The 24,489-nt window shown below is 56.5% G+C and carries 22 protein-coding genes; 4 read left to right on the forward strand and 18 right to left on the reverse strand.

What is annotated here, in order from left to right; translation table 11 throughout:
• Positions 1–3: 3 nt before the first annotated feature.
• From AB1F12_RS05525 to AB1F12_RS05540, 4 genes are all read left to right on the forward strand, one after another.
• Entirely contained in the window at positions 4–144 is a 141-nt protein-coding gene (locus tag AB1F12_RS05525) for a hypothetical protein (RefSeq protein ID WP_368187174.1), read from the forward strand.
• Positions 145–318: 174 nt separating this feature from the next.
• Positions 319–909 carry a hypothetical protein gene (locus AB1F12_RS05530; protein WP_368187176.1) on the forward strand — a complete coding sequence of 197 codons (591 nt, stop codon included), beginning with the start codon at positions 319–321 and terminating at the stop codon, positions 907–909.
• Positions 896–2,704 carry a relaxase/mobilization nuclease domain-containing protein gene (locus tag AB1F12_RS05535; RefSeq protein ID WP_368187177.1) on the forward strand — a complete coding sequence of 603 codons (1,809 nt, stop codon included), beginning with the start codon at positions 896–898 and terminating at the stop codon, positions 2,702–2,704. The genes AB1F12_RS05530 and AB1F12_RS05535 overlap by 14 nt, the downstream gene beginning before the upstream one ends.
• Positions 2,697–4,589 carry a type IV secretory system conjugative DNA transfer family protein gene (locus tag AB1F12_RS05540; RefSeq protein ID WP_368187179.1) on the forward strand — a complete coding sequence of 631 codons (1,893 nt, stop codon included), beginning with the start codon at positions 2,697–2,699 and terminating at the stop codon, positions 4,587–4,589. The genes AB1F12_RS05535 and AB1F12_RS05540 overlap by 8 nt, the downstream gene beginning before the upstream one ends.
• Positions 4,590–4,808: 219 nt before the next feature.
• On the opposite strand, the gene AB1F12_RS05545 is transcribed toward AB1F12_RS05540, so the two are convergent.
• The 18 genes from AB1F12_RS05545 to AB1F12_RS05630 form a co-directional block, all read right to left on the reverse strand.
• A complete protein-coding gene (locus tag AB1F12_RS05545) occupies positions 4,809–8,075 on the reverse strand; it encodes a hypothetical protein (protein WP_368187181.1) in 3,267 nt (1,088 codons plus the stop codon).
• A 199-nt stretch (positions 8,076–8,274) separates the two neighbouring features.
• Positions 8,275–9,273, reverse strand: a complete 999-nt coding sequence (locus tag AB1F12_RS05550; RefSeq protein ID WP_368187182.1) for a type IV secretion system protein — start codon at positions 9,271–9,273, stop codon at positions 8,275–8,277.
• A 20-nt stretch (positions 9,274–9,293) separates the two neighbouring features.
• Positions 9,294–9,470: a DUF4177 domain-containing protein gene (locus tag AB1F12_RS05555; RefSeq protein WP_368187183.1), complete on the reverse strand. Its 177-nt coding sequence runs from the start codon at positions 9,468–9,470 to the stop codon at positions 9,294–9,296.
• Positions 9,463–10,458 carry an ATPase, T2SS/T4P/T4SS family gene (locus AB1F12_RS05560; protein WP_368187185.1) on the reverse strand — a complete coding sequence of 332 codons (996 nt, stop codon included), beginning with the start codon at positions 10,456–10,458 and terminating at the stop codon, positions 9,463–9,465. Before AB1F12_RS05560 ends, AB1F12_RS05555 begins: the two co-directional genes overlap by 8 nt.
• A 2-nt stretch (positions 10,459–10,460) precedes the next feature.
• Entirely contained in the window at positions 10,461–11,774 is a 1,314-nt protein-coding gene (locus AB1F12_RS05565; protein WP_368187187.1) for a TrbI/VirB10 family protein, read from the reverse strand.
• Positions 11,767–12,462: a TrbG/VirB9 family P-type conjugative transfer protein gene (locus AB1F12_RS05570; RefSeq protein ID WP_368187188.1), complete on the reverse strand. Its 696-nt coding sequence runs from the start codon at positions 12,460–12,462 to the stop codon at positions 11,767–11,769. The genes AB1F12_RS05565 and AB1F12_RS05570 overlap by 8 nt, the downstream gene beginning before the upstream one ends.
• A 3-nt stretch (positions 12,463–12,465) precedes the next feature.
• Positions 12,466–13,116, reverse strand: coding sequence for a virB8 family protein (locus AB1F12_RS05575; protein ID WP_368187190.1), 651 nt, complete (start codon positions 13,114–13,116; stop codon positions 12,466–12,468).
• Between the two features lie 4 nt (positions 13,117–13,120).
• Positions 13,121–13,900, reverse strand: coding sequence for a type IV secretion system protein (locus tag AB1F12_RS05580; RefSeq protein WP_368187191.1), 780 nt, complete (start codon positions 13,898–13,900; stop codon positions 13,121–13,123).
• Complete coding sequence (locus AB1F12_RS05585; RefSeq protein ID WP_368188287.1) at positions 13,897–14,952, reverse strand: lytic transglycosylase domain-containing protein; 1,056 nt, start codon at positions 14,950–14,952, stop codon at positions 13,897–13,899. Before AB1F12_RS05585 ends, AB1F12_RS05580 begins: the two co-directional genes overlap by 4 nt.
• Before the next feature lie 236 nt (positions 14,953–15,188).
• Positions 15,189–17,555, reverse strand: coding sequence for a type IV secretion system protein B4 (locus AB1F12_RS05590; RefSeq protein ID WP_368187192.1), 2,367 nt, complete (start codon positions 17,553–17,555; stop codon positions 15,189–15,191).
• Positions 17,545–17,823: a type IV secretion system protein VirB3 gene (locus tag AB1F12_RS05595; RefSeq protein WP_024096577.1), complete on the reverse strand. Its 279-nt coding sequence runs from the start codon at positions 17,821–17,823 to the stop codon at positions 17,545–17,547. Before AB1F12_RS05595 ends, AB1F12_RS05590 begins: the two co-directional genes overlap by 11 nt.
• Before the next feature lie 7 nt (positions 17,824–17,830).
• Positions 17,831–18,121, reverse strand: a complete 291-nt coding sequence (locus AB1F12_RS05600) for a TrbC/VirB2 family protein (RefSeq protein WP_090219049.1) — start codon at positions 18,119–18,121, stop codon at positions 17,831–17,833.
• On the reverse strand, positions 18,121–18,699 hold the full coding sequence (locus AB1F12_RS05605; RefSeq protein WP_368187194.1) for a lytic transglycosylase domain-containing protein: 579 nt from the start codon (positions 18,697–18,699) through the stop codon (positions 18,121–18,123). Before AB1F12_RS05605 ends, AB1F12_RS05600 begins: the two co-directional genes overlap by 1 nt.
• A gap of 64 nt (positions 18,700–18,763) precedes the next feature.
• Positions 18,764–19,090 carry a hypothetical protein gene (locus AB1F12_RS05610; protein ID WP_174861692.1) on the reverse strand — a complete coding sequence of 109 codons (327 nt, stop codon included), beginning with the start codon at positions 19,088–19,090 and terminating at the stop codon, positions 18,764–18,766.
• A 568-nt stretch (positions 19,091–19,658) separates the two neighbouring features.
• Entirely contained in the window at positions 19,659–22,019 is a 2,361-nt protein-coding gene (locus tag AB1F12_RS05615; RefSeq protein WP_368187195.1) for a DUF262 domain-containing protein, read from the reverse strand.
• Positions 22,016–23,815 (reverse strand): DUF262 domain-containing protein, encoded by a 1,800-nt coding sequence (locus tag AB1F12_RS05620; protein ID WP_368187197.1) that lies wholly within the window; start codon positions 23,813–23,815, stop codon positions 22,016–22,018. Before AB1F12_RS05620 ends, AB1F12_RS05615 begins: the two co-directional genes overlap by 4 nt.
• A 278-nt stretch (positions 23,816–24,093) precedes the next feature.
• Positions 24,094–24,294 (reverse strand): hypothetical protein, encoded by a 201-nt coding sequence (locus AB1F12_RS05625; RefSeq protein ID WP_368187198.1) that lies wholly within the window; start codon positions 24,292–24,294, stop codon positions 24,094–24,096.
• Positions 24,295–24,296: 2 nt separating this feature from the next.
• Positions 24,297–24,452 carry a helix-turn-helix domain-containing protein gene (locus AB1F12_RS05630; RefSeq protein ID WP_158524511.1) on the reverse strand — a complete coding sequence of 52 codons (156 nt, stop codon included), beginning with the start codon at positions 24,450–24,452 and terminating at the stop codon, positions 24,297–24,299.
• Positions 24,453–24,489 lie beyond the last annotated feature (37 nt).

Consider the following 24,489-nt stretch of genomic DNA (forward strand, 5'->3'; position numbering starts at 1 on the left):
CGGGTGGAGACCCCAGACGATCCGCAACAGCCCTTTGAGCTACACGAGCTGCCCGACCATCAAACCTATTCCAGCGCCGAAGGCGCGGCCCGCACAATAGCGCTGCAATTGCTTGGCGATGCTGAGGCATGGAACCACGATTAGTGGTGCCATGCCTTGCGCATGTGGCCGGGCTTTGCCCGGCGATCGCAGCCTATGGCTGCTCCAAACGGAATACAGGCAGTTGATGCAATATTATAATATTGAATCAATCATGGCGAAGTGCCATAACTGGGCTGCCTGTATGATGTTGGCAAGAAATAGGGGTGATTACTTCACATGGGCCGACCGCGCGCACCACGGCACAAGCGACTGACGCAAAACCAGCGTTTTGCGATCGTGCGCAAGCGTGCCGAAGGGGTGCCGATCGAGGATCTGGCCCATGAATTCGGCGTCACGCCCCGCAGCATATTCTACACGTTGAAGGCCGATCAAAGCCGCAAGCTTGATGCGCGCGTGCGCTCCGAACTGGTGAATGTCCGGCTGACGCCAAAGGAGCTGGCAGGCTTTGATGCGGTGCTGACGCGGCATGATATCGCCAGCCGGGCGGAAGGGCTGCGTCGGCTGATCCATGCCTCGAACGCTCTCTTTGTCCCTGATGATGAACTGGCCAATCAGATGCAGGGATTGTCGGCCTCTCTCAATCGCACCGGCAACAACATCAACCAAATTGCGCAGCGCCTGAACGAGGCAAAGCGCCAGGGCAAGACGCCGCCTTATGGCAACTCTGCCCATCGCCAGGTGCGCGCCTTGGCTGGGCTGATCTTCGACATCGCTGACCAGGTTCAGGACATGGCGCAGCGCCGCCGAAGCGCGCTGTCTGGCGAGGTTGCCCGCGTACTGGGAGGCTTTGCCGATGGCCCGGAATAGCGCCGTTGCCGCCGCGCAGGAGGCCTTCTTCGATCGTGACTGGAGCCGCATTCGCGGAAGCGTACCGCGCGCTCGGGCAAAGCAGATGGCCCGCGCGGCCACGGGCCATTCCCCTGCGATCTTCAAAGCCATTCGCGACGGCGGCACACACAACAAAATGCAGCTTCGCAACCAGTTGGAATACCTGACTACCAAGTCGAGCTTTATCATCGACAGCCGTGGCACCTATGACGGCCAACGCGTTCTGTCAGTCAAAGAGATCGAGCAGGTTACACGCCGATTTGCAGCGCAGTGGAATGAGGGGTTCCATCCCAAGCTGGGACATACCTCGCATCTCTTGATGGCTTTCCCAATTGGCACGCGCGGCGAAGATGTCGCCGAGATCACGCGCGAGATTTGCGAGCGCTTCTTTCAGGGCGAAGGCAGTCACTTTGACTACATCGCCGCCGTGCATGAGGACCGGGACCACCCACATGCCCATATCGTCCTGAACCGGCGCAGCAAGGACGGCGAGTTCTTCTTCCTAAAGGAAGGGCACCACTTCAACTACGACGGTTTTCGCGAGGCCATGGTGGAGGTGTCCGACCGCTATGGGTTGAGGCTTGAGGCGACGCGAAAGCTGGAGCGTGGGATCACGACGAAGAGGCCAAGCGATGTGGACCAACGTCGTGCAGAAGCCACGGGGCAGAAGCTGACCGAGCGTGAGCGCGTGGGGCCGGAGCTTGACCGTGCCTTGGCTGACGTGGCGCAGAACGCCCGGTTTTATCGCGGCCTTGCGGCCGAGGCCTCGCGCGAGAACCAGCATGACATTGCAGCTGCCTTGGACAAAGCCGCGCGGCTCTTGGCGCAGGGCAAACCGGTTGAAGCAGATGGAAAGGTATATGGCATGGCCGAAGAACAGCATTCGTTTGATGAGGTCGTTGATGCCTTTCACGACAAGATCAACCAAGCCGAACGCATTGTCGCTGAAGCTCCGGTCGAGCGGCGTGCAGCGCTCGAGCATGAGCTGAACGACATCTATCGCTCTTTGTCGCATCTCAGCCCAATGGGAACGCAGTCCCATACCTTGCTTGAGGATGCGTCCAAGAGTGGGATCTATTCGGCCGGGAATATTCAGGCCGACGCCCAAAGCGCATTGCGGGATACAGCTCTTACCGAACATCTTCAGCAGGCTTTGAAAGGCACCGGCATTGATGCGCAGGATGTGACTCGTCGCGTCGAAATCGGCGCGGGCAATGCCGCGCTGGAGCGTCAATGGCTTGGACAGGATTTGAAGGCGATTGCCGACAAGGAAGGCCTTGACCTGGCGCGCGCCGATGAGCTCGAGAAAGCAATCGACCTTCTTGACCAGGTTCACAGCGATCTGGGCCGTGTCTTGGCCAATGCTGAGGTTCTCAAAGACAGTGGGGCGGCGGAAGCCGACCGGCAGGAAGCCTTGGTCGACAGGTTGCCGCCGACCGCTTCTGACATCCTAAGCCGTATGAGGGACGACCCAACAGCAGATCCTTTCCACAGCGATCTAGAACGCGAGACTTTGCGTGCGGAGCTGGAGGAACTGGTCGGTGAAGAGCAGGCCCCCGACTTGGCAATCGGTGATGATACCACGCTCGAGGAACACATGAGCGATCGGCTGGACCGGCTCTATGCGGCTAAGGCCTATCTGCAGAGCGACGCAGCTCTGGCGAACAGCGTGGCCATGGAGCACGTCCTCGACGAGATCGCCGATGAAGAAATTGATGTTCAACGCGAGCGGCAAGTCGATGCCGACGGCGAAAAGGGGCTGACGCATGGGTAAGACGCGGATCGCACTCGGCGTCATGAGCTTTGCTCTTCTGGGAGCGGTGTTGGGCTATGTTCTGGCGTCGGCCTTTTTGACGTTCCGCTGGTTCGGTGTCGGGGCGGACATCGATTTTCTGATGTTGGCACGCAGCTATGGGGTTCTACGAACAACCCATCCGGCCGATATGCAGATTGTTCACCTGATCGTGGGGATCAGCACCGGTGCCGGTGTTTTACTCAGTGCGGTCTTGATGAACGATGCGCTGACCAAATTTGGGGAAACACACTGGCAGCAAATGTCCGAGATGAAACGAAACGGTTTCTTCGGCAAGCCCGGCCACGGCTTTGTCGTCGGCAAAATGGGCAAGCCCAAGAGTCGCAAACCCTTCGTGATGTCCAAGGTGTTCCCCCATGCCCTGATCGTCGCCCCGACCGGGCGCGGTAAGACGACGGGTTTCGTCATCCCGAACCTTCTGACCTATCAGGGCAGTGCCGTGGTGCTGGACGTCAAGGGCGAAAACTTCGAGGCGACGGCGCGCCACAGGGCAGCGCAGGGCGACAAGGTGTTTAGGTTCGCGCCCACAGATTGGAAGGACGGCCGCTCGCACCGCTACAATCCCTTGCTGCGCATATCGGCGCTCGAAAATGTCGACCGCCAGCAGATGGAGCTGCAACTCCTGGCCTCGCTGTTCCTTCAGGCTGATAACGACCGGGTTCAAGGGCTCCTCGATGGCGGTATCGATCTGTTCGTGGCGGCAGGGCTTTTGGCGTTCGAGCGTAAGCGGCCGACCTTGGGCGAAATCTACCGCATCACCGCGTCTGGCGGGGACAAGCAGAAGGAATATCGCCGCCGTGCAGATGAGGTGGTCAATCCAGCTGCCAAGCTGATCTTCATGCGCATGGCCTCGACCAACAACGACACGCTGACGTCTTACCTGTCGCTCTTGATGACATCAGGTCTCAAGCAGTGGTCGAACCCTGCGATCGACCGTGCGACCGCAACGTCAGACTTCGATTTTCGCGACATCCGAAAAACGCCGTTTTCGGTCTATCTCGTGGTTGAACCGCTGATGGTAAAACCGCTCGCGCCGTTGATCCGCTTGTTCTTCTCGGATTTGCTGGCATCGCTTCAGGATCATGAACCCGGCAAGGACGAACCCTGGCCGGTGATGATCATGCTCGATGAGTTCAACCGCCTGGGCAAAATGCCAATCGTTCTCGATAGTATCGAAACGCTGCGATCATATCGCGCCAATCTCGCGATCGTCACGCAGACGATCCCGGCGCTAGATGAAATCTACGGCGAAAATGCCCGCCGCGCGCTCCAGGGCAACGCAGGTATCAAGCTTTATCTGACCCCCTCAGATGAAAAGACCATCGAAGAGCTCAGCAAAGCCGTCGGCAAAACAACCAAGCGCGTTGTGACCCGCTCGCGTTCCGTCGGCCGCAACCCATTTACCGGGCGCAGTATGTCTGAACGGACCGAAGAAACCGCGCTCCTACCCGAGGATGAGGCTCGACGCATGGATCTTGGTGATATTGTTCTGGTCGTCGACGCGCAAATGCCCGTCCGCGCCAAGCGGATCAAATACTATGACGACCGGTTCTTTAAGCATATCTTCGACAAGCAGACCGGCGATCTGCCATACCCCTCAGCAGGGGACCAGATGCGCGGGCTGCAAGGACAGATCAAGGCGCTGGAGGCGAAATTCGAGCTTCTCGAGATGCCGCGAGGGGATGCCTGTGACAGTTCTGCCGGTGGCGGAAAACGGCGCGATGAGATTGAGGAGTTGGCGTCCGGTAGTCAAAGTGCACAGTCAGATGCTCAGGCCAGTTCGGGTGACTATCAAGTCGGAACTGAGAGGGTGAAAAAGTTTATGGAAGATGCGGTTCTGGGATGAAAGAGGGGTTTCTGATGGGGTGGATGGCTCCTGCTTCAACCGGCGTCGCAATGCGCCATAGTGCAGGTGTCAAAAATCTGCTTATAAGAGAGCCGCCCCATGCAAGTTACCAAATCGGTCACGGTGAATTTTTTCTGCACACGTAGGCAGCAGGAAAATCTCTACGTCAGAGAAAGCAGACCTCTGGCACTGCTTCTTTCCAATTCGGAGCGATTATTACTATGAATTACTTTTGGTCGCATCTCTTAGATTTACAAACCCCTCAGTCATTACGTCTCGCCAATAATCTGGTAATTTTGCGGACAACACCAAACCTTCCCTAATCAGCTTGTGCGCAGCTATTTCTCTTCGTGTTTTTTGGTAAACTTCCGCTAGACGCGTTTGTGCATTGCATAAATCATACAGGCTGTACTCGGTGCTCTCTACTTCTTCTATAGACCAGTGGATTTCTAGGCGTTCTTCAAAAGCGCGCACGGCGGCATCCATATCATTCTGTTCAAACGCAAGGTCGCCAATTCTTTTTAGCAAGGATGAAAATTTGCGAAGGTTTTGTTGCGTGTTAAAATCTTGCGGTAAGTTTCGAAGGATGTTCGCACCTTCTAAATATGCCATGTTCTTTAAGTCGAAATCCTTCTCCCAATTACCGATCCAAATCAGCCAGTCGGCAAAAACTAATCGGCTCTTCTCTGTGCCCAGTTTCTCGGCTAACTCTCGTCGGATTCTTAGTCCTTTGTCATATGGGCGAGCAGTGGCGTTTAGATCTCCTTTTATCTTGGCGACTCTTGAGGCTCTGCTTAGAGAACGAGCTAGATCTTGATGGCTTTCAGCGGTGTGCAACTGATCGGCAAGGTCCCACAAAATGTCAGTACTTTCTTCATAGGCTCTGGAGGCTTCGTCAAAGCTCGAATTCCTCTCGGCTAGGTTACCGATACGCATTAGTAGTATCGCAATATCTCGAAAATTCTGAGGATTGCTTCGTACATTGACTATGCTGCGAGCGATGTTCAGCCCTTCATCATATGCTCTAGCTGCCGCGCCCAGATCACCGCGCTCCTCCGCAACATCCCCGCATTTTATCAAGAAAACAACTGTGCTCCGAAGGCTGTCAGGTTCATCAAGTTGGGCAGCCAGTTTTCGTGAGATGTTTAAACCTTCACCGAATGCTAGGTCTGCGGCATCCAGATCCCTTTGAGAAAGGGCCATATCCCCTATCGCGTCTAGGATTGCAACTAGATCCAATTCACTTTCCGGAGTACCTAAATGTTCAGCCAGATTACGCATGATGAGCAAAGCTTCGTCAAACGCTATAGCCGCGTGGTCGGGATCCAAGTTTACTAAATCAATGCGACCTATGCTTAGTAGCAAGCTCGCAATACACCGTTTATCCTTTGGATCTTCTTCAATTTCATATAATTCCCGGCGCAAAGCTAAGCTTTCTATGAAGGCTTGGCTAGAACCATAATGATCCATTGAATCGTTGGCGGCGATTCCTATCGCTGCCAGAAGTGACGCAATATGTCGTTGGTTTTCTGGGGTTTGATTCTCTTGAAATTTCCGGCGCGCTTCTGCCAGCCTAAAAATTCCTATCAGCTTGGCATCGCTTAATTGGCCATAGGATATTAGCGTGTAGATACAGTCTAATACTGCATGGTGATCAAGGTCGAAGGCTATTTCCTCTAGGCGCATTCCATACATATCCTCAAAGCTCGTCCCAACTATACCCTCAGGGTCTTCAGCTTGGACAAATAGTGTGATTTCGCCCTCAAAACTGGGGACATAATTTTCTTTGAGTTGCAGCTTATACAGATCCACAAAACGCTCGGCAGCACTTAGAGCTGCCAACGATGAATTACAATGGTTTTCAACCGCACAGAGTTTTACCAACGCGTTCATACCGATCTCAGGTGCTTCAGATGAGAAAAGACTGGCAACTGAATCGCATATCAAAGTGGCGGACGCGTGGTCAGATAGATTGTCCACATCTAGGCAATGCATACGCTTCAACAAGATATCCTTGAGCGTTTCGCGCAACGTTACTTCATCACGCAAGGTCTTCAAGGATTTACGCCGTTTCTCTGCCACCAAATAAAACAAGCGCTCCGAAAACTCTGCAATCAGTTTGGATTGCTCACGTGATACCATGCTGTAAGGGGATATCGCCTGGTCGAGCTTGCCTTCTCGGCTTTCGTCTAAGAAGGATTTTGCCAAGTCTTCGACGACATCAGACACAAAACGAATGCCCTGCAAACTTGCCAGACAGATTGCCTCTTGTACTTCGATCGGTGCATCACGCAGGCGTCGCATCACGACCTTGAAGATATCATGCGTTTCGCGCAAAGCCTCTTCTAGGCCTTCTTCGGTCAGGGCATTGGTCGGGTCAAAATCTTCGAAGAAATCTTCGTTTTCGTCCAGAAAAGCGATGATCTGTTCCAGGTGCCGAGGGTTGCCGCCTGCATGTTCCAGCAGTGCGTTTGCTTGATCAGGAAGCAGTCCGGGCAAGGCCGCCGTCAGCGCTTGTGACAGATCCAGCACAGGTGGGAGATCAATTTCCACCGTATTCTCATCGTTTAGAAAACCACCGGGCAAACCCGCCGCAGGCCCATTGGCAGCAGAAGACCCCGAAAGCGCATGGTGATAAATACCGGCAAAGGAACGTTCGGTATCAACGAATTCAGGGGAAAGTTCGCGCTTCCAATGCGTCGCCAGAATCAGAACCGGCCAGGATTGTTTCATTGCCGTGTAAAGCAAGCGTTCAACGAAAACCGACAATCCGGGGTCGTTTGTCGCAAATTGAGCATCATCGATAAATATGACGCCCGGAGTTTTCGCAAATGTCAGCGAGCGTGGATTGAAAGATGCCTCAAGATCTTCCAAAATCGCATCAACCCGGCTGATCGGCCGCTCTCCAATTTCCTTGGCTGCCAGACGCTGAGTCTTCGCAGCTGAACCCTTTAGAATGCTGACTGTCTTGAGCAGGCTTTCTCCGGCGGTTATTACAGTATCGTAGCCGGACCAGCTGGCTGCTTCTCCCTTGGCGAACTGGGCCCAGACACCCAGAAGCGCCGTCCCAGTTTTTAACGAGCGCGCTCGCATGCTGAGAGCAACAAGGTGAGGGGCAAGGAACCGATCATAGGTCGCGACGGCGTCACCGGAGATCGCATTCTCAAGGCCGCTATCCGCTGCACGCAATCCCCACCAGAGGAATGGGATCGGTTGATCGTATTTGCAGTCATACGGATCAGGGTTCACGTCAAGGCTGCGTTTTAGTACGGCTGCAGAGTCGGGCCAGTACCCGTTTGGTCCGCGCTTATCCACATTTTCACTTAGCCATCTATAGAATTCAAGCGCGAGGCGGGTCTTGCCGACACCGCGCTCAGCCTTCAAGATCACAAGCTGAGGCTCGGGATTTTGTACATCGCTGACGCGTTGCCAACACTCCGCCAATATTTTTAGTTCTTTTTCTCGCCCGCAGAGTAGCAATTTCATGCTCCAAAATAAACTACGCAATATGTTCGCATGAACGCTTAGTTGCTCATGGAAAGTCAAGGGAGGGTATTTAGAGAGTTGGCTTTGATGCAGCGCTTGTCACCATGCCGATGTATCGCAGAAGGCATGGATGAACACTTTTTAGAAAATGTGGTTCTGAGACATTGGTTTCAACCAGTATGACCAAGGTACGTACATTTTATTCCAACCGCTTCGCCCGTTCTGCTACCCGCTGAACCATCGAAAAGGTCGCGCCACCTGCCTGACGTATTCCAGCCCCAGCGATCTCAGCATTTGACCTGGTCCCAAACCGTGCCCGCGCCCGTGACCCTTTGGTGCCAATTAAGCCCTTTGCGAACCCGCCGGGACCGGGAATGCTCGGCGGTCCGGCCATCATGAAGTTGCCTGAGATTGAGCGGACGATCAGCGGGGTGGCGATGATCATACCGCCTGCGAGGAACATCATCATGAAGAAGGGCACCAGCGCGCCGATGTTTCTCGCGCCGGAGGGGTCTCCGAGTTCGGTCATGAGTGAGCGCGACATCCCGACGACGGTGGAAAACACGCCCGCGATTACGAGTGGGTAAAGCGCGTAGGATACCGTGCTGGAAAGCCAGCGATGGAAATAGTCCTTGCTGACATCAAACAGCGACAGTGCGATCATGATTGGGGCTATGCCGACCATAAAGGCCAGCATGATCTTTGCGAAAATCAGAACAAGGCCGCAGAGCGCGCCGATCATACCAAGGAGGAAAGCGCCGATTGCGCCGATCAGGGCTCCGGCCATCCAATGCATGTTGTCACCGGCCGCGTTCAGGTAGTCGCCGAACTCTTCGATGAGATCGTCGAAGGCCTCGGCAAAGTAGGACGCACCTGCACCGCCGCCGCCCAGCCCCGCCACCATGCCGCCCGCGAGCTGGTCGAGCCCATTGATCAGCGCGCTAGCCACGGCGTTGAATTGGACCCAGTTCATCGCAAACAAAGAGATGAGCATGAGCTTGAGGGCAAACCAGAAGGCGGTCCGCCCATCCATCGATTTGTACTGAAACATCGTGTTGAGGAAGACGCCGATCACCGCGAGCGTCGAAGCCACGGCAATGACACCACCCAGCTGACCAGCGACGTTGCCAAAGGTGGTTTGTGCCGCGTCGTCCAGAAAGTTGTCGGTTGTCTCTACCATCCAGGTGACGACGCCCATCGGATCCCCCTTGGTTGGATTTAGGCGCTCTCACCAGTGCGACGCTTCAAGAAGGCCTTCAAGATGTGTTCGCCGTCAAAATCCGGCACGACCGAGACCAGTTCCCAGCCATCCTGGCCAAGAGCCGTCAGCTGCGCTTCGATCTTCGGTGGCTTGGTTTTGGCGGTGTTGATCTGTTCAATCTTGTATTCAAACATGGGCTGTTTCCTTTGACTGGGCCGGATCAACCGGCAGGTAGAATTCGGTGATGCCGCGCGCGCCTTCGTGGCGACCGGCCTGAATGATCACATCTATTGAGCGAGTGATGTAATCGTTCATGTCCTGGTATGTCATGCGCACATCGGTTTTCAGGGCGGCGATGGCGAGGCGCTGGACAGCCAGTTGCGGTGTTTCAGCGTGCAGCGTGGTGAGCGAGCCACCATGGCCGGTGTTTATGGCCTCGAGGAAGGTCATGGCCTCCCTGCCGCGTACTTCGCCGAGGACAATGCGATCTGGACGCATGCGCAGGGTGGAGGTCAGCAGGACATCAGCGCTGCGGGTGACTTCGTCGCGATCAGACATCAGCGTGACGACATTGGGCTGCGTCGGGCGCAGTTCAGCGGCCTCTTCGATCGTGACGATACGCTCTTCGGTGGGCACAAAAGAGAGGATCTTGCGCGCCGTGACGGTCTTGCCGGTCGAGGTGCCACCGGACACGATCATGTTGAGCTTGTGCGTGACGCAGAAATTGATCGCGGCGTCGATGTCGCCGTTGGCCACGACATCGCGCAGCTCGGCATTGCGCTTACGTCGTGCTTCTTCGTTGCTGCGCTCTTTTCCGAAGAGATAGGACAGCCTGATTTGCTCCAATGGCAGGTCGGCGAAGAACCGCAGAGAAATCGCGTAACCGCCATCAACGGCGGGAGGCTGAATGACTTGCACGCGGATCGGGCGGCCGCGATAGGTGATGCTGACCGACACGATCGGCTTGGTCCGGCTGAGCGTGGTGTTCGCGGCGGAGGCAATCTGGTTGCCAAGGTCTTTGATCTCATTTTGGAAGAGCGGCCGATTGATTGGCCGCATGAAATGATCCCCCTGAAACTCGGCCCAAAGTGTGCCGTCAGGGTTGATGCAGAGCTCAATCAACTTTGGGTCACGCGCCACGGGGATCTTGTCCATCGAGCTTTGCAGATAGCTGGCCGCCATAATCAGAAGATCTCCAGATCGCGGTCGACCATCACTGTGACGCGGGCTCCTTGATCGACATAGATCACGGGCGAGACGGAGAGATATTCGCCAATCACGCTTTGCGCGCTGTCTTGCAGGTCTTCGCCAATGCCCTCGAGAACATCAGAGGTGATCTCATCTTCGGTGTTCTGGGCTGCCACAGCGGGCAAAGCCCCGATCAGAGATATCAGGGCGGCGGACCCAAACCGCGTGCCAAAACGGCTGTCGACGAAACCGGTCGTGCCAGAGCGCCCCAGCTCATCTCCACCAAAAGCGCTGATTTCAACGGTTTGGTTGCTCGGAAGAATGATCCGGTCCCAGGCGATCGTCACGCGTTGCTGCGCGATGTCGAGGCCAGATTGATACCGTCCTATCAGACGCGCGCCGCGCGGGATAAGGATCCGCGAGCCGTCATAGGCGTGGACATCTTCGGACACCATCGCGCGGACCTGACCGGCGAGCGAGCTGTCGATTGTGGTCTCCAGCACGGCCTGGATCATCGTGCCCTGAACAACAGTGTTTGACGGGTTCACGATCAACTGGGCTTGCGTCACCTCAGCAGGTTCAGCGCCGTTGCGGACAAAGTCTGTGTCGCCATCAAGCCGCCGCTGCTGCGCGGCGGGTTCATTGTTGCCGCCTCCGGTGCCGCCAAAGGCGATGATTGGGCTGGCGATACGGGCTTGCAGCTCCTCAAGTTCGGCTTGCCGCCGCCGCTCGAGCTCCTGAAGGCGCATTTCTTCGGCCGAAGGGCCAGTTGGCGCAGGCGTGCGAGGGGTTTCCAGGCGTGCAAGCTCAAGATCGTTCTGCAGGCGCTGGATTTGCCGCGCACGTTCTTCCAACTCTTCGCGCAAGGCGGTTTGCGTTGCAGCTGCCTCGCTGCGCAGGGCGTCGATCTCTGCGCCCAAGGTTTCCAATGCCTCGAGGTCGACAGTTGGGGCTTCAGGTGCAGGTGCGTTGCGCATGGCTTCGAGCTCGCGCCGCATGGCGTCCATTTGCGCACGCAGCTCTTCTGTTTCGCTGGCCGGTTCCGGCTCAGGCGGTGGCGATGTTTCAATCGGTGCAGGCGTGGGTTCGAGCGTACCAAACCCCGGACCGGCCGCTTGGAATTCGTCCGGTGAGGCGGTTTCCAAGCTTGCGGGTTCAGAACCGCCAGAGAATAACAGCAATAGGCCGCCAAGGGCCGCGATTGCCCCAATGCTGAGCGCAACGGTGATTAAAGACGGACGTGCCTTTGGGTTTTGTGGTTTTCCTTCAAGCGCTTCGAGGCGTTTCTTAAGCTCAGTCGTTTCACTCATCGTGGTTTGCCTCGCTCATCTCTTGCACGCAAATCTCGTCCTCGCCGAGCCTGAGAACCCATCGATCGCTGACACCTGACACGCGGATCACGCCGTCTGGCCGCGCGAGCGCATTCACGCTCCGCTCATTGCCCCCAGACCATCGAAAGATCGCGGGAAGCGGTGCGTTCGCGGCAAAACGGAAATAGGTGAATGTGCCGTCATCCCAAATCTCGCGCGGGGTGATCTCGGATCGTGCGCTGACGCCATAGGCGTGATTTGCTGGCGCGCCTGCAGCCACACGCGATTGCCGAGGGGCCGCCTCGGGATAGGTGAAGCGAATGACGTAGAAGGTCGGCGAGCTCGCCTCGGTGACGTTAAAGTAATAGCTGCACCGATTGGTGTAGACGGTGATGTTTGTATGCGCGCCGCGCGAGACTGGCTTGATCGCAAAGGCCTGGCCGCCGGGTACGCCGTCCAGGAGGAACCCTTCAGTGTCGCCCGCAATGATCGAGCGGATGGTCTCACCCTGACCGAATTCAATGCTGGTCACATGGGTCAGGCTGGTGCGGATGCGGTAGACCTGCCCATCCTGATAGGTGGCCAGCCGGACGCGGGCATCATAGGGGCCTTGGCGCGGCTGCGTTTCGGCATTGGCGGTGCCAGCAAGAGGTACGAGGAAAGCGAGGATCAGGAACAGGCGGCGCATTTGTTACTCCAAACGATCTGAACGGATCGCGTATTCGGTGACGGTGAAGCCGAAAGGGTTCTGCCAGACATCGTCGATCGACCGACTATTCTCGGGCCGAAACTCAAACATCAGGGTTGCGGTGAAGAACCCGTTTTGACTGCCGCGCGGCGAATTGAGCCGTTTGCGAAGGCGCACCTGGGCACGGTTGGCGCTGATATGGGTGATAGACAGAACCTCGACTTCAAGGCGCGCATCTGTGCCATAGCTGTCCGGCGGATAGGCCTCATGGCCGCTGGTCCAAAGCGCGCGCAGTCCTGCGGCGGCCGCCCCGTCCGACTGGTCCAGGACCCGCCGCACCCGCACGTCATTGTCGAGCTGATTGTAGGTCTCTCGATCAATCACATAGCGGTAGACCTGTGCTTCGATGATAGCGGGGCGTTCCGTGAGTGAGACCGCTTCAACCATGGCATTGGGGAGGGCCATGCCGGTTTCGCTATCAAAGGGCACGATCATGGGCGGCGGGTCCACGTCGAGCAGGGCAACGAGGGTGGCGGCGAGGCAACCTGCCATGCCAAACGCCATGCCTGTCAGCCCCAGCTTCTGCCACATGAACTCGCGTCGTCGTGCTCCGTAGACGAGCTCTTCTTCGATGATTTCTGCCTCGCTGCTCATGGGGTCAGTCCGCACGCAGGTCTGGCAGGGTAAAGTCCATGTAGCGGCGCTCTTCAGCCAGTGTCGCGGCATCCACCACGCCAGATTGGCCAGCGCCGACCGTCTGGATGGCTTCGAGTTCCCACATGCGCGTCATGGCAATGGCCAGCTCGGCTGTGACGCGGGTGTTGTGATCGACGGCTTCCTTGAGCGTTTCCATGTCCGGGATCAGGGAGACCAGCTGCTCGACCCGTTCAAGGGATTGCGCGGCCTCGTCATAACTGTTCTCAGCGGCTGCTGACATTACGGCCCCAGTGCCCGCCTGACTGGCAATGCGCTCAGCCCCCGGATTGCCGCTGCTGGCCATGTCGGAGAGGGTATCTTGGCCGAACCCTGCATCCTCCAAGGCTTGCGTCATGCGGCCTTCCATCTGAGGGGCCGCGTTGCCGATCAGGCCGCTGAAATCGCCGCTTTGGATTTGTCGGATGGTGCCAAGGAGGTCGCCGAATTCCTGATCGAGAAGCCCGTCGAGATCGCCGCCCATGGCCATCTCGATGATGTCCGTCGCACCAGTCAGGGCGGCGTAGGTCTCATTGAGGGTGTCGAGTTGCTGCTGGACAAGATCGAGTTGTTCGAGAAGCGTGTCTAGTTGGTCGGTCTGGATCCCGTAATCCTCCAGCATCTGCTGCAGCTGGCGAATTTCCTGCGCGATATTGCGCGTGTCGACGGTGGGAACGCCTTGGGCGGAAAGGGGTGAAGCAACCAGCAACGCGCAAGTGGCAACGGTAGAAAGAAAGCGGATCATCGGTGTGCCTCCAGATCGAATTGCATGAAGTCTTGTTCGCGTGCCTGCGCGGCCGCCATAGCCAGCTCGGTCGCGCTGAGCGGGCGGGTATGGGCGGCCTTGAGGCGCGTGCGGATCGCGATCAGACGGGCGAGTTCGGCTCGCGCGTAGGTGTTGAGCGACATGGCCGCGTGAATGTCATCTGTCTCGCCAATGCGGGTGATGATGTCCTGCACCCGAAGCGCGGCCGCTTGAACTGAGACCAATGAGTAGTCGCCATATACCCCCGCGCCGAAGGAGGTCAGGCTCATGGTGGAGTTGGCAAGCAGAACGGGATCGATGGTGCCGAGCGCATCGACGCCGCCAACGCGGGCAAGGTAGAGATTGTAGCGCTCGGGGATCACCTGCACGTAGTGCTGGGTCTCAGCAAAGGGCGGCACACCAGCATAACGTTGCACATTGTCGGGACCGGCATTGTAGGCGGCTAGACCGTGAATGATGTTGCCGTCAAACATGGCCAGCATCTGTGCTAGGTAGCGCGCGCCGCCCGCGACTTGGATGTAGGGGTTTTCGTAATAGGCTGGATAGATCCCGAGATCCTGCGCTGTGCCGGGCATAATCTGGGTCAGGCCAAAAGCGCCGACAGGGGAGCGCGCGCCGACGGTGAAGCGGCTTTCCTGCCAGATCAGCGCCTGCAACAGGCAGCGCCATTGCTTAGGCGACAGACCCGCAGCGTGCACGCCGGACATATGGTGCGTTTCTTGAGCGGCGCGAATGATCAGCTGTTCGATCGAGCCAGACGCATCGCCGAACATCTGGGCAGTGCCGGGGTTTGGATCGACCGGACCGTAGAGCGTGTTTGCGGCGCTTTCAGGTGATGAACCAGCTTCCAAACTCGCGATCAGTTCGCCGGAATTCCCGCTGACCAACGTCGTGGCATCAAGGATGTCTTCCAGCGCCTGAAGTTGTTCTTGCTCGAGCTCTTCAAGCTCTTCCTCTTTGGTCAACCGATCCCGCTGAAGCGCCAAATCTTGTTCGCCCTGCTGCAGCACACGCTCGCGCTGCAAGAACATGCCCGCATCAAACGTGGGCACGCCTTGGGCCGAGGCAATTGGCGCGGCCAGCGACAACAAGCCTGCTAGGATATGCGGGCGAAAACTATTCACTCAGTCCACCAATCGGCCCGAGCGGCTCGAAATTGCAATTGCTGCGGCTCACCTCGGCAAAGGAGTTGAAGCATTCAGCTTCAGACGGTCGGTATTCCGCGCAGGCTGTCAGGGTCAAAAGGGTGAGGGTCAAGGCGAACAATCTACGCATCAATCTGTCTCCAAAATTCGGGGTTCTGGCGATAATCCGCGCCGACCAGCGCTTCGCCTTTCTCCATGCCGCCAAGGATCGTGAGGTAAGTGCCAAGGGCGCTCAGATCAGCGTCGATTACCACCGAGCCTTGATCATCACGCACCAGTGCCAGACGGGAGCTGCTGCCTGTGCCGAGCAATACGCTCAGCTCTTTGTCAGTGAGCCCCAGCATGGTGTAGTCGCTGGCCGAGGCGCGGATGTTGGGAAGCAAAAGCTGCGTCGGTACGGCCTCGACAATCGTCTTGCCGATGCGGGTTTTCTCAAGTTGGCTTGCGTATTGGGTCATCATAACGACGACCGCGTTCTGTTTGCGCGCGGTCACGAGCCAGTTGCTCAGCCGATCTGCAAAATACGGGTTATCCAGAGCCTTCCAGGCCTCATCGATGATGATCAGCGTCGGCTTGCGATCCTCGATCACGCGCTCCACCCGCCGAAACAGATAGGACAGGACCGCCATGCGTTCCTTCTCACTTTCGCTGTCGAGAATACCGGTCAGGTCGAACCCGACGACATCACCATCGAGCGAGAATGTATCCTCGGCGCTCTGTCCGAAGATCCAGCCATAACGGCCGTCTGCGGTCCATTCCTGGATCCGCTCAAACAGATCACCTTCATCAGCCCCCGCCACAAAGAGCGAGGCCAGATCCCGCCAATTGCGAAGAGCGGCATCGCTTGCCCCTGCGTTCTGTCGCACGACTTCTTGGATGCGGTTGATTTGAACCGGGCTCAGGGGGTTGTCGGCGCGATGAAGCAGCGTGGCCAGCCAATCAGACAGCCAGGCTTGGCCGCGCCCATCGATTTCAGTGCGCAGCGGGTTGAGGCCGGTTGCTTCACCGGCCTTGATGGCGCTGTAACGCCCGCCATTGGCGCGCACGGCCATTTCCATGCCCGCGCGATAGTCGAAGACAAACACGCGCGCGTCGCAGCGACGGGCTTGGGTCATAAGGAAGGCTGACAACACCGATTTGCCGGAGCCAGGGCGGCCCAGGATCAATGTATGTCCACCTGTTGGTTCTTTGTCCGGCTGACCCGTCTCATGGTAGTTGAACAGAAAGCCCGAACGTTCAGGCGTCGGGAAGAGAGTAATCGGCTTGCCCCAAGGCACTTTGTGTCCAGGTTTGCCCAGTTGACCCCGATGCAGCGCCGCAAGGTCAGCGAAGTTTGTATTCGTGATGGCAGCCTTTCGGCTGCGCATCTGCCCGTTGCCAGGATGCTGCGCAAAATAGTGGGTTCGGGCGGCAAAGCTCTCGTTCACCAGATTGACCCCTTCACCGGCCGCGATATTGCGTACTTCGGCGGCTATCGCTTCCAACTTTTCCTCTGTCTCGGCGAAAACCGTGACGGTCATGTGATGATCGCCGAAGCTGAGCCGTTTGGATTCCAGATCGTCGAGTGCGTCGACCAGTTCTTCGGCGAGTGAAATCGCGCCATCATCGCTGGCCTTCATCAGGCGCTGTTGACGCTTAATCCGGCTGGCCATGATATTGCTGTTGATCGGCGTGAAGGAATGCGTGACCACCATGTCGACGGGCAGGTTCAGCTCATCGAACATGGTGCAGTTGGTTTTGGCCGGGTAGGTCTTGATCGCAAAGCTCGTACCAAACCGCTTGCCTGGCGTCCCATTGTCCAGCGTGAAGTCTCGCCCGTGAAACGTGACGCGGGTGTTGGACACATCTTCGGCAATGATGCCAAAGCGGGATTTTGCGAAGAGCGGCCGTTCCTGGCCGATGTTGAGCGCACCCAGGAAGCCCAGTAACTCGCCACTTTCAGCGCCGAGCAGACGCGGGCTCATCTCAGAAAAGGATGATCGCAGAAACCCGACGACCTCCTCGAGCTTGCGCAGCTGCTTGGCCGTCTGATCTTTCAGTTGAGCGATTGAGTCTGAGCGCTTCAGGCGCAGTCGCGTGCCGAGGGGTGGACGTTTCAGCACTGTCAGCGTGAGCGTTTTGTCCCGCAGGCCCGCCCGCGCCATGGCCGCTTGCCAACGGGTATCGAGCGTTTGCGCAAAGCCCTCACTTGGCACCGGTGGCAAGACGGTCTCGATCGCTTTTGAGACCTTGTGCACGTAGAAACTGTATTCTGGCCCGATTTGCGCGATGATCGCCGCGAAGAGCGCGCGGATCTTCTCCAAATGCGCGTCATCACTGGTCATGCTGTTGACGCCGTCAAGACGGATGCACTGGAACAGTGCATTGCCGCGCGTGCGGATCGTCACTTTATTCACGAGGCTGACATAGGGCAGCATGCTAGCCATCGGCCGCTCTTTGCGCGCCCAGTCTGGCAGCATGGCAAAGTCATCCGAAGGGTCAAGGAGCATAGCTGTCCCCCGAATGGATCTTGCGGTTTGGGGTGGGTGGCGTCTCCTGCAGCGCTGTGACCATCACCTCAAGAAAGGCCGGGTCCCAGTCAGCGGCTTTCCAAAGCGCGGGATAGGCCAGAGCGGCGATGATGATCACCGGCCAGCTCTGGACCCACAGAAACAGCAATACAAACCCGAAGAGCCAAACCATGGCATACATGATCGGCAAGCCGATGAGCTTTGGCGGCCGGATCAGGCCGAGAAAGAGGCGGGTTTGCGTTGCCATGTTGATTTTACGCGCCCCAGATGGCGGTCACGATCGTCGGTGCAGCTGCGATGCCTGCAATGGCAACCAGCACCCAGAGGGCTTGGCGGAAGTCCAGAATGCCAAAGAGCCAGGAGAGGAACACACCGATCAAAGCCAAGGTGCCGATGACAATGCCCAAGGGGCCGGTGATCGTGTCGACGATGCCTTGCAGAAGGTTCTGCACGGGCGAGAGGTCGATGCTCTGGGCAAAGGCCGGGTTGGCAATCATCAAGCTGGCCAGCGCCAGCGACAGGATCGTGCGGAATTGTGTGTGCATCAGGAGGCTCCAGTCAGTCGGTCACGCACAGCCATGACCCGGCGCACGTGACTTTGGGTTTCTTGGTAGGGAGGGATGCCGCTATAGCGCGCGACCGCGTCAGGCCCCGCGTTGTAGGCGGCAAGCGCGAGTTCGGGCGTGCCGAACTGTGCCAGCATCATGAGAAGGTAACGAGCAGAGCCATCCAGGTTGGCCTGCCAGTCATGCGGATCCACGCCAAGCTGAGCGGCCGTCGCAGGCATCAACTGTCCAAGCCCAATCGCGCCTGCGGAGCTGCGCGCATTCGGGCGATAGGCGCTTTCGATCTCGATATTGGCTTGGAAAAGTGCCTGCCATTCTGAAACAGACAGACCCGCGCGGCGCAATGCGGGGTGCCCGCCATAGCGATGCGCGGTGCTTTCAAGGGCTGCAAGGATTTCGGGGCGGGGGATCGCGCGGGTTGGTGCAGGAGGGGGAGCTTCAGGTTCAGGCGCTGCGAATACGATCAGCTCTGGTGGGTTTGCGCCAATCCCGTCGACATAACTTTGCGCAAAACCCGATTGGGGGGCTTTGATTTCCAGCTGACCATCGGCCCGCATGGAAAGCACGAAGCCTTCAGAATAGGCGGGGGTAGCAAAGAATGCTGCAAGTACGGCAAGTCGTTTAGCCTTCGTCGTACAGGTTGTGCGAGGCGATCTTGCCTTCGACCATTGGGATTGAGACGATCGAAACACCAAGTCCGGCAAGGAAGCTGGATAGGCCGTTGATTGTCTTGAACTCTCGCGCGGCCATGTTGTTGCGTGCCGTGACAAGCAGGCGACGTGTCTCACCATCTGGCGACACGCAATGCACGGTCCAAACTCCGGACCACTGAGCACCTGTACGTTTGGGCGTAACCCGGCACACAACATCCGCCGAATGACCCTCGGCAAGCAGCGTGCGCAGCCCATCTTCACTGACAACATTGGGGGCGTCTTGCATCAAATTCATAGGATCGAGCCTTGCAGAATTGTGCATTGGCCCGGCAGTCCCTCATGGACTACCCAACCGATACAATATTATAATTTTGCAATCAATAGGCGCAATTTGAGTTATTGCGCCATTCATGCGTTGAAACGAATTTACTGCAACGGAGTGGCTGAGCCAAGATAATATGGCGCTTTTGAAACAAACATGGGCAGCACTGGCTTTTTTGAATTATGGGTCAGCCTCGTTCGCGGGCAGTTGCCTGCCACCTGTGCCGCCATTGATGCTCACCGATCCCGATGATGTCAGGGCTTATGCTGACCTGTTAACGCGTGACGCAGAGGCATACTTTGTCGATGCCGAACAGTACTTCCGGTGCCAGGACCAAGCGCGACGCGAGGTTTTTGAGCAAGTGCGGGCAGTCAGCGAGGACTATGCGCGCGTTTTGGAAGTTTTGAGGAGTGGTAGATAACAGTGGCTGCGTCGTCGCGAAAGCAGCCACTCACAATCATGGTGGCGAAGGTCGCCGGTGCGGACAATCCAGCCATTCGCGATCTTCAAAATTATCAGCCCCTACGTTAGGGAGCGCACTTTAATCACCTTCATTAAGTGATTTGGCCAAACCCACCACTTTAGCTCTCAGCTTGTTTATTCCGCCAATCTTTGTCAAAAAACCATCCTCGTCTTCCTCAAAACCTAATTCTTCGAGACGTTCCCTAATACTACCGTCCGCCTTATTAATATCTTCTAAGTAAAGCTGGTACTTTTTGGGTGCCTCATACAAAGTCAGGTAGAATGTGATTTCGGAGCCGCTAAGGTCTCTGGTGAAACAAATACCAGGCTCATCATCGGTCGATGTTGCCTCATAATATTCTACCGAAAAGCCGTACGGCTTCAATTCGGACGCCAGGGTTTCGAATAGGCAGTAGGTAAACAGTTCAGCATGTCGTCCGTTCATCTGCGTCTTTCTGAGAAGGTAGATACCTCCATCGTCTGAGAAGCGCATCATTCTGTAAGTGCCGTAGTCGTAGACCGACGGCGTTGCGAGGATTGCCTCACGCCACGGATCGATTTCCGATGCAGACTCGATGACGCCGCCAAGATCAGCAGCATATGAGCCCGGGTCTTCAAGTTGGTCCCAGAGAGCCTTTAGAATCTGGCTTGCCCGACCACCCGCAGCTGCATTGCGAAGAAGTCTCTTCCAACCCCAGGCCTCGTCGTATGACGTGGTCAGCAACGATCGATTTCTGCCGACATTTGGCAAGAAATCTCCGACCGCGAGAAGTGCGCGCTCCCAGAGCAGGCCAGAACCCTTCGGGTGTTTCACAAGGTCGCCGAACATCTGTGAGGCGCATGCGAGATAATGTTCGAACGGTTCCACTAGTTCGCTTGCGGTAGCTGTGTCGAGACGCTCAAGTTCGGCATCTACCTCATCAAGCTTCAAGCCGCAGCAGCGTAGCAAGAACCCAATCTGCCCTCGAAAATAGGTATGCCGCTCTGCCCGGTCGAGCCGTTCCGGCCAGCCGTCGCCGAAACCGATGAGATGAGCTTTGATCCGCTCCTCTGCGACCTGCTCGCGGGAGAAACCTCTCACGTCGCCGTCCGAACTCGCGAGGTGGTTGAGGATATCGTTCATCCACGGCGTGAGGTCCCGGAGACCAGCAAAGCTCCGACGCAGGTCTTCGGGGCGATTGTAATCGGTGTTGGTTGCGAGGTTGGAGACGACCCGCATCCATGCATCGAAAGCATTGGAATCAATCTCTCCGGGCGAATGGACGAGGAACTGGGCATAACCGGCAAGCTGAGCAAGCTGTTGGAAGGTAAGGGTGGTCGGTTTGGTGAGTATGTCGTGAAAAAGAGCCTGTTCATCGAGATGCCGCGTGTCGGGAAGATAGCAGCAGAACGTTTCGGGCCCCGCGCTCCACAGCTCCAGGAGCGTGATCAGCGCCAGGACCATTTTCTGATCCAGCCAACCCCTGTCGTGAAACCACGTATAGCTGCTAGCTCGCGCCATGGAGCGAAGGTCGGCCAGATCAAGCGAGGTTGCAGCAGCTTCGGGATCCCTTGTCACCATGATCACTGCCCGCAGCAGGTTCATCATTGCGTCGTCGAAGGTGGCAGTTTTCTTATCACGGAACGGCCAGAAAAAATCGGACCAGCGCGTATCAATCCGATGAGAGAAGAAGTCTGCAAGTGGCGTCCCATTGCAGAGATCCGGCGGAGCGTCCTTGAGCTGGTTTTCCAGATGCCTCTCGAAACGTGCCTTGAATGTCTCGAATGGAGTTAGCGGTTTCCCGCGCGCATTCATCTTGATGTACAAATCATCCGAAAGGTCAAACTGCTCAAGATCAAGAAGTTGGAATGTGATCGCGGGAGCCGTTTCGTCGATCAACCGGGCATAAAGGCCTGACGTTTTCCGGAAGACCTCGTGCATCCTGTCCAACATTGATATCGCTGCACGAATCGTTGAATCGAACCGCCAGCTGCGAAAATACCAAGGCTGGTCAGTTATCATCCCTGCAATATCTTCGCATTCCCCGGCCGATATGTCCGGTATATAGTTAGCAAAGGCGTTGATGAAATCCCGACTACTGGGACGCACTTCGTAGCTGAAGCGGGACCGTCCCGATGTGACGATCCGAGTGCGGAGATCTTCGCTGCAGCCGTCGACCCAAGCGAGATACCAGTGCAGCAGAAACAACGTGGTGAGCCGCTGTTGGCCATCGAGCGGCTGAAAGGACCCGTTTACGATGCTCCCGTAGACGAAGTCGAGATCGAGGGGCAGTGTTGGGTCTTCTTTTGGCAGGCGCAGCGCGTCGTGAAGGGATTTGAGGAAGTCGTCTCGGACGATGTGCTGGTCCGCCCGCCCTTGCGCATAGTCTCGCTGGATAACAGGGATCTCAACACGGCCGTGACGTTCGATCAGCTTGCCGAAGGTGGTTCGCGAAGTCATCGGCTTGCCCCTGCTTGCCCCAGGAAGAATCGCGTCAGCGTTCGACTGATCGCATCTAGGTAGTCTTGTCCGTCCTGATCGGTCCAAAACATGACGTTGCCAACCGTGCGACTGTAGCATTTTAGGAAGACGTTACGAGTGCAGAGAGGGACAAAAATCCCGGACCTGTCGTTTTCCAACAAAACGCTGCGCTTTACCGCAAAGACCGCATTTCGATAGCCGCGGTTGGTCCGCGAATCCAACAGTGTCAGGTTTGCGAGGTCGTGGTCAGGGCCGTCCATCGCCTCGTTGAAGAATGACAGAATCTTGCCGTCGATTTCCTCGAAGCTCGCCCGGCTGCCTGGCTCAGAATCTGGGTCGAGGTAGGCTTCAATGCTTTCAGCAAGCACTTGCTCGTCTTCTTCCTTGGCAGTGCGCAGGAACATCAAGCAATGGCGCAGCCATTCGTCCTGCTCTCGGGGGCGTGAAGGTCGTTCGTCGCTCACTGAGCGGATGTGCTCGATATCCCAAGACTCTCGCTTGAAACTATCGAATTGGAACCGGATGTTTGATCGCGGATCCTCAAGCAGCGTTGCCAGATTGAACAAAAGGAGCAGGCTCCGCACCTTGGGTGCATTTGTGTAGTCGACTGTACGGCAGAGATTGGTGATCTCTTCCTCAAGTTCATCTGCAGAAGCAGCCGATAGATCACTTCCGAGCAACATCCGATAGACCCGATCGCGAAGACCTTGCGAAAAGTCGTGTTTGCTAAATGCTTGGCTGTCAGCAAGCAGTTCGGTAATCGTGGAAAGCCCACCATCGGTCTGATTGAGAACAAACCCAAGGACGTGGAAGAGGTATCGGTCTTCGTACCATTCCTCCAGCGCCATGAAGATATCCTTAACCTTGCGCCATTCGATCTCGGCACTTAGTTCTGCGCTCAACAAGTCAGAAAAATGGGAAAATACCGCGTAGTCTTCCCCGTTCAACGCATGGCCTTCCATCCTTGCAGCGAGCCGAAAGACAAGGCCGATCCGGTTTGCGTCATCGAGGTCGGTGTTCTGCAGGAAGTACCAGACTGAGTTATCCTGCAGCCGTTTTTCGATCTGGTCCCATTCGTAAGCAATTCGTAACGAAAGATTGCCGGTGGCATCGTCCTGGGCCGCACGGCGCAGGAACAAGGCACGTACCAGTTCGGCCTCTGTGAGTGGTATCTTGCCTATGTTCAGTCTGGTGAAAGCTGCGACCGGGTCGTCATTTGGCGCCAGCTCGTACCAGATGACCTTCACGTTCCGACCGGCCTCATCATCGTTGAGCAGATGTTGCAGCAGCTTTAGCGCATGCATTCGGTCTCGGCCGGCAAGCCATTCCTCGACCGCTCGCCAAGCCTGACAGATGTGGTGGAAATCTACGTTCTCGTTGGATCGGTCGAGATCAATCTCATCAAGAAATGTACAGTCGCGGGTCTCGTAGTCGATGGAAAAGCGTTGTTTACCGAGCAGAGTGAGGATTTCCTTGCGGTGAGACAGAAGGATAAAGATGGTTGTCAACCGCTGCTGCCCATCCACGACCTCGTACCGCCCGTCTTCCAGCTTCCGAACAACTAATGGCTGCAGGCAGTAAAAGGAGGTTCGGCGGTTTTCCTCGCTGGCTTGGATAAAGTCCCAAATGTCGTCAAGAAGTTGGGTAACCTGTAGCCGGTCCCAACGATATCCGCGCTGGTACGCGGGAATCCAGTACCGAGCAGGCGCGCCGTCGTCATCAACGATCAGCCTATTTATTGATCTCAGCTCGATCGCCGCACTCTCAGACTGCATGATCCCCAACTCTTATTGTAACTTTGATCATTTGAAAAACACTGTTCCTGTCACGTCTATTCGTATCTTTTCACAATCTCAAACCATCTGAACATGGAACGGGAACTATTGATACGAAAGAGCAGCCGTCCAATACGATTTTTCGACACTAACTTTGTTTCTGGGCAGTGGGACGAGAAATACAAAGGCTCTGAGTTGCGTGATGCGCGTCCGCACTTTGCGCATCGAAGACATTAGTTTTGGCCGCAGCCTCCCGTACTTTGGGCTCATTCCGGCTCCTAGCCGCGATTCGCACCAAGGTCCGGTCTAGTGGCTTGATCTTCGAAAGTTGGCGAAGCAGCCAAGCCGTCGTTATACATCGCGGCCTGCGTCTCGCCATTGTCCCACCGATACAGCAGGCCGATTTCTTCGCCTGTTTTAATGCATGTAATGCGGCCGATGGCTTCAGCCGTTGAGCGGACACTTTCATGTTCGGGCATAACTAGCCCCTCTCGTTAAGCAATTCCTTGGGGGCAACATCAAGGGCAAGCGCAATCTGCTCCAGAATATCGATTGATACTGAATTCTTGGCGAGTTCGATCTCACTGATATAGCTGCGGTCCACGTCCGCAGCCAAAGCTAGTTGTTCCTGGCTCATACCTTTGGAATTTCTTAGATTCCGGATATTTAACCCT

Source organism: Aestuariibius sp. HNIBRBA575 (assembly GCF_040932005.1).
Taxonomy (GTDB): domain Bacteria; phylum Pseudomonadota; class Alphaproteobacteria; order Rhodobacterales; family Rhodobacteraceae; genus CANLNM01.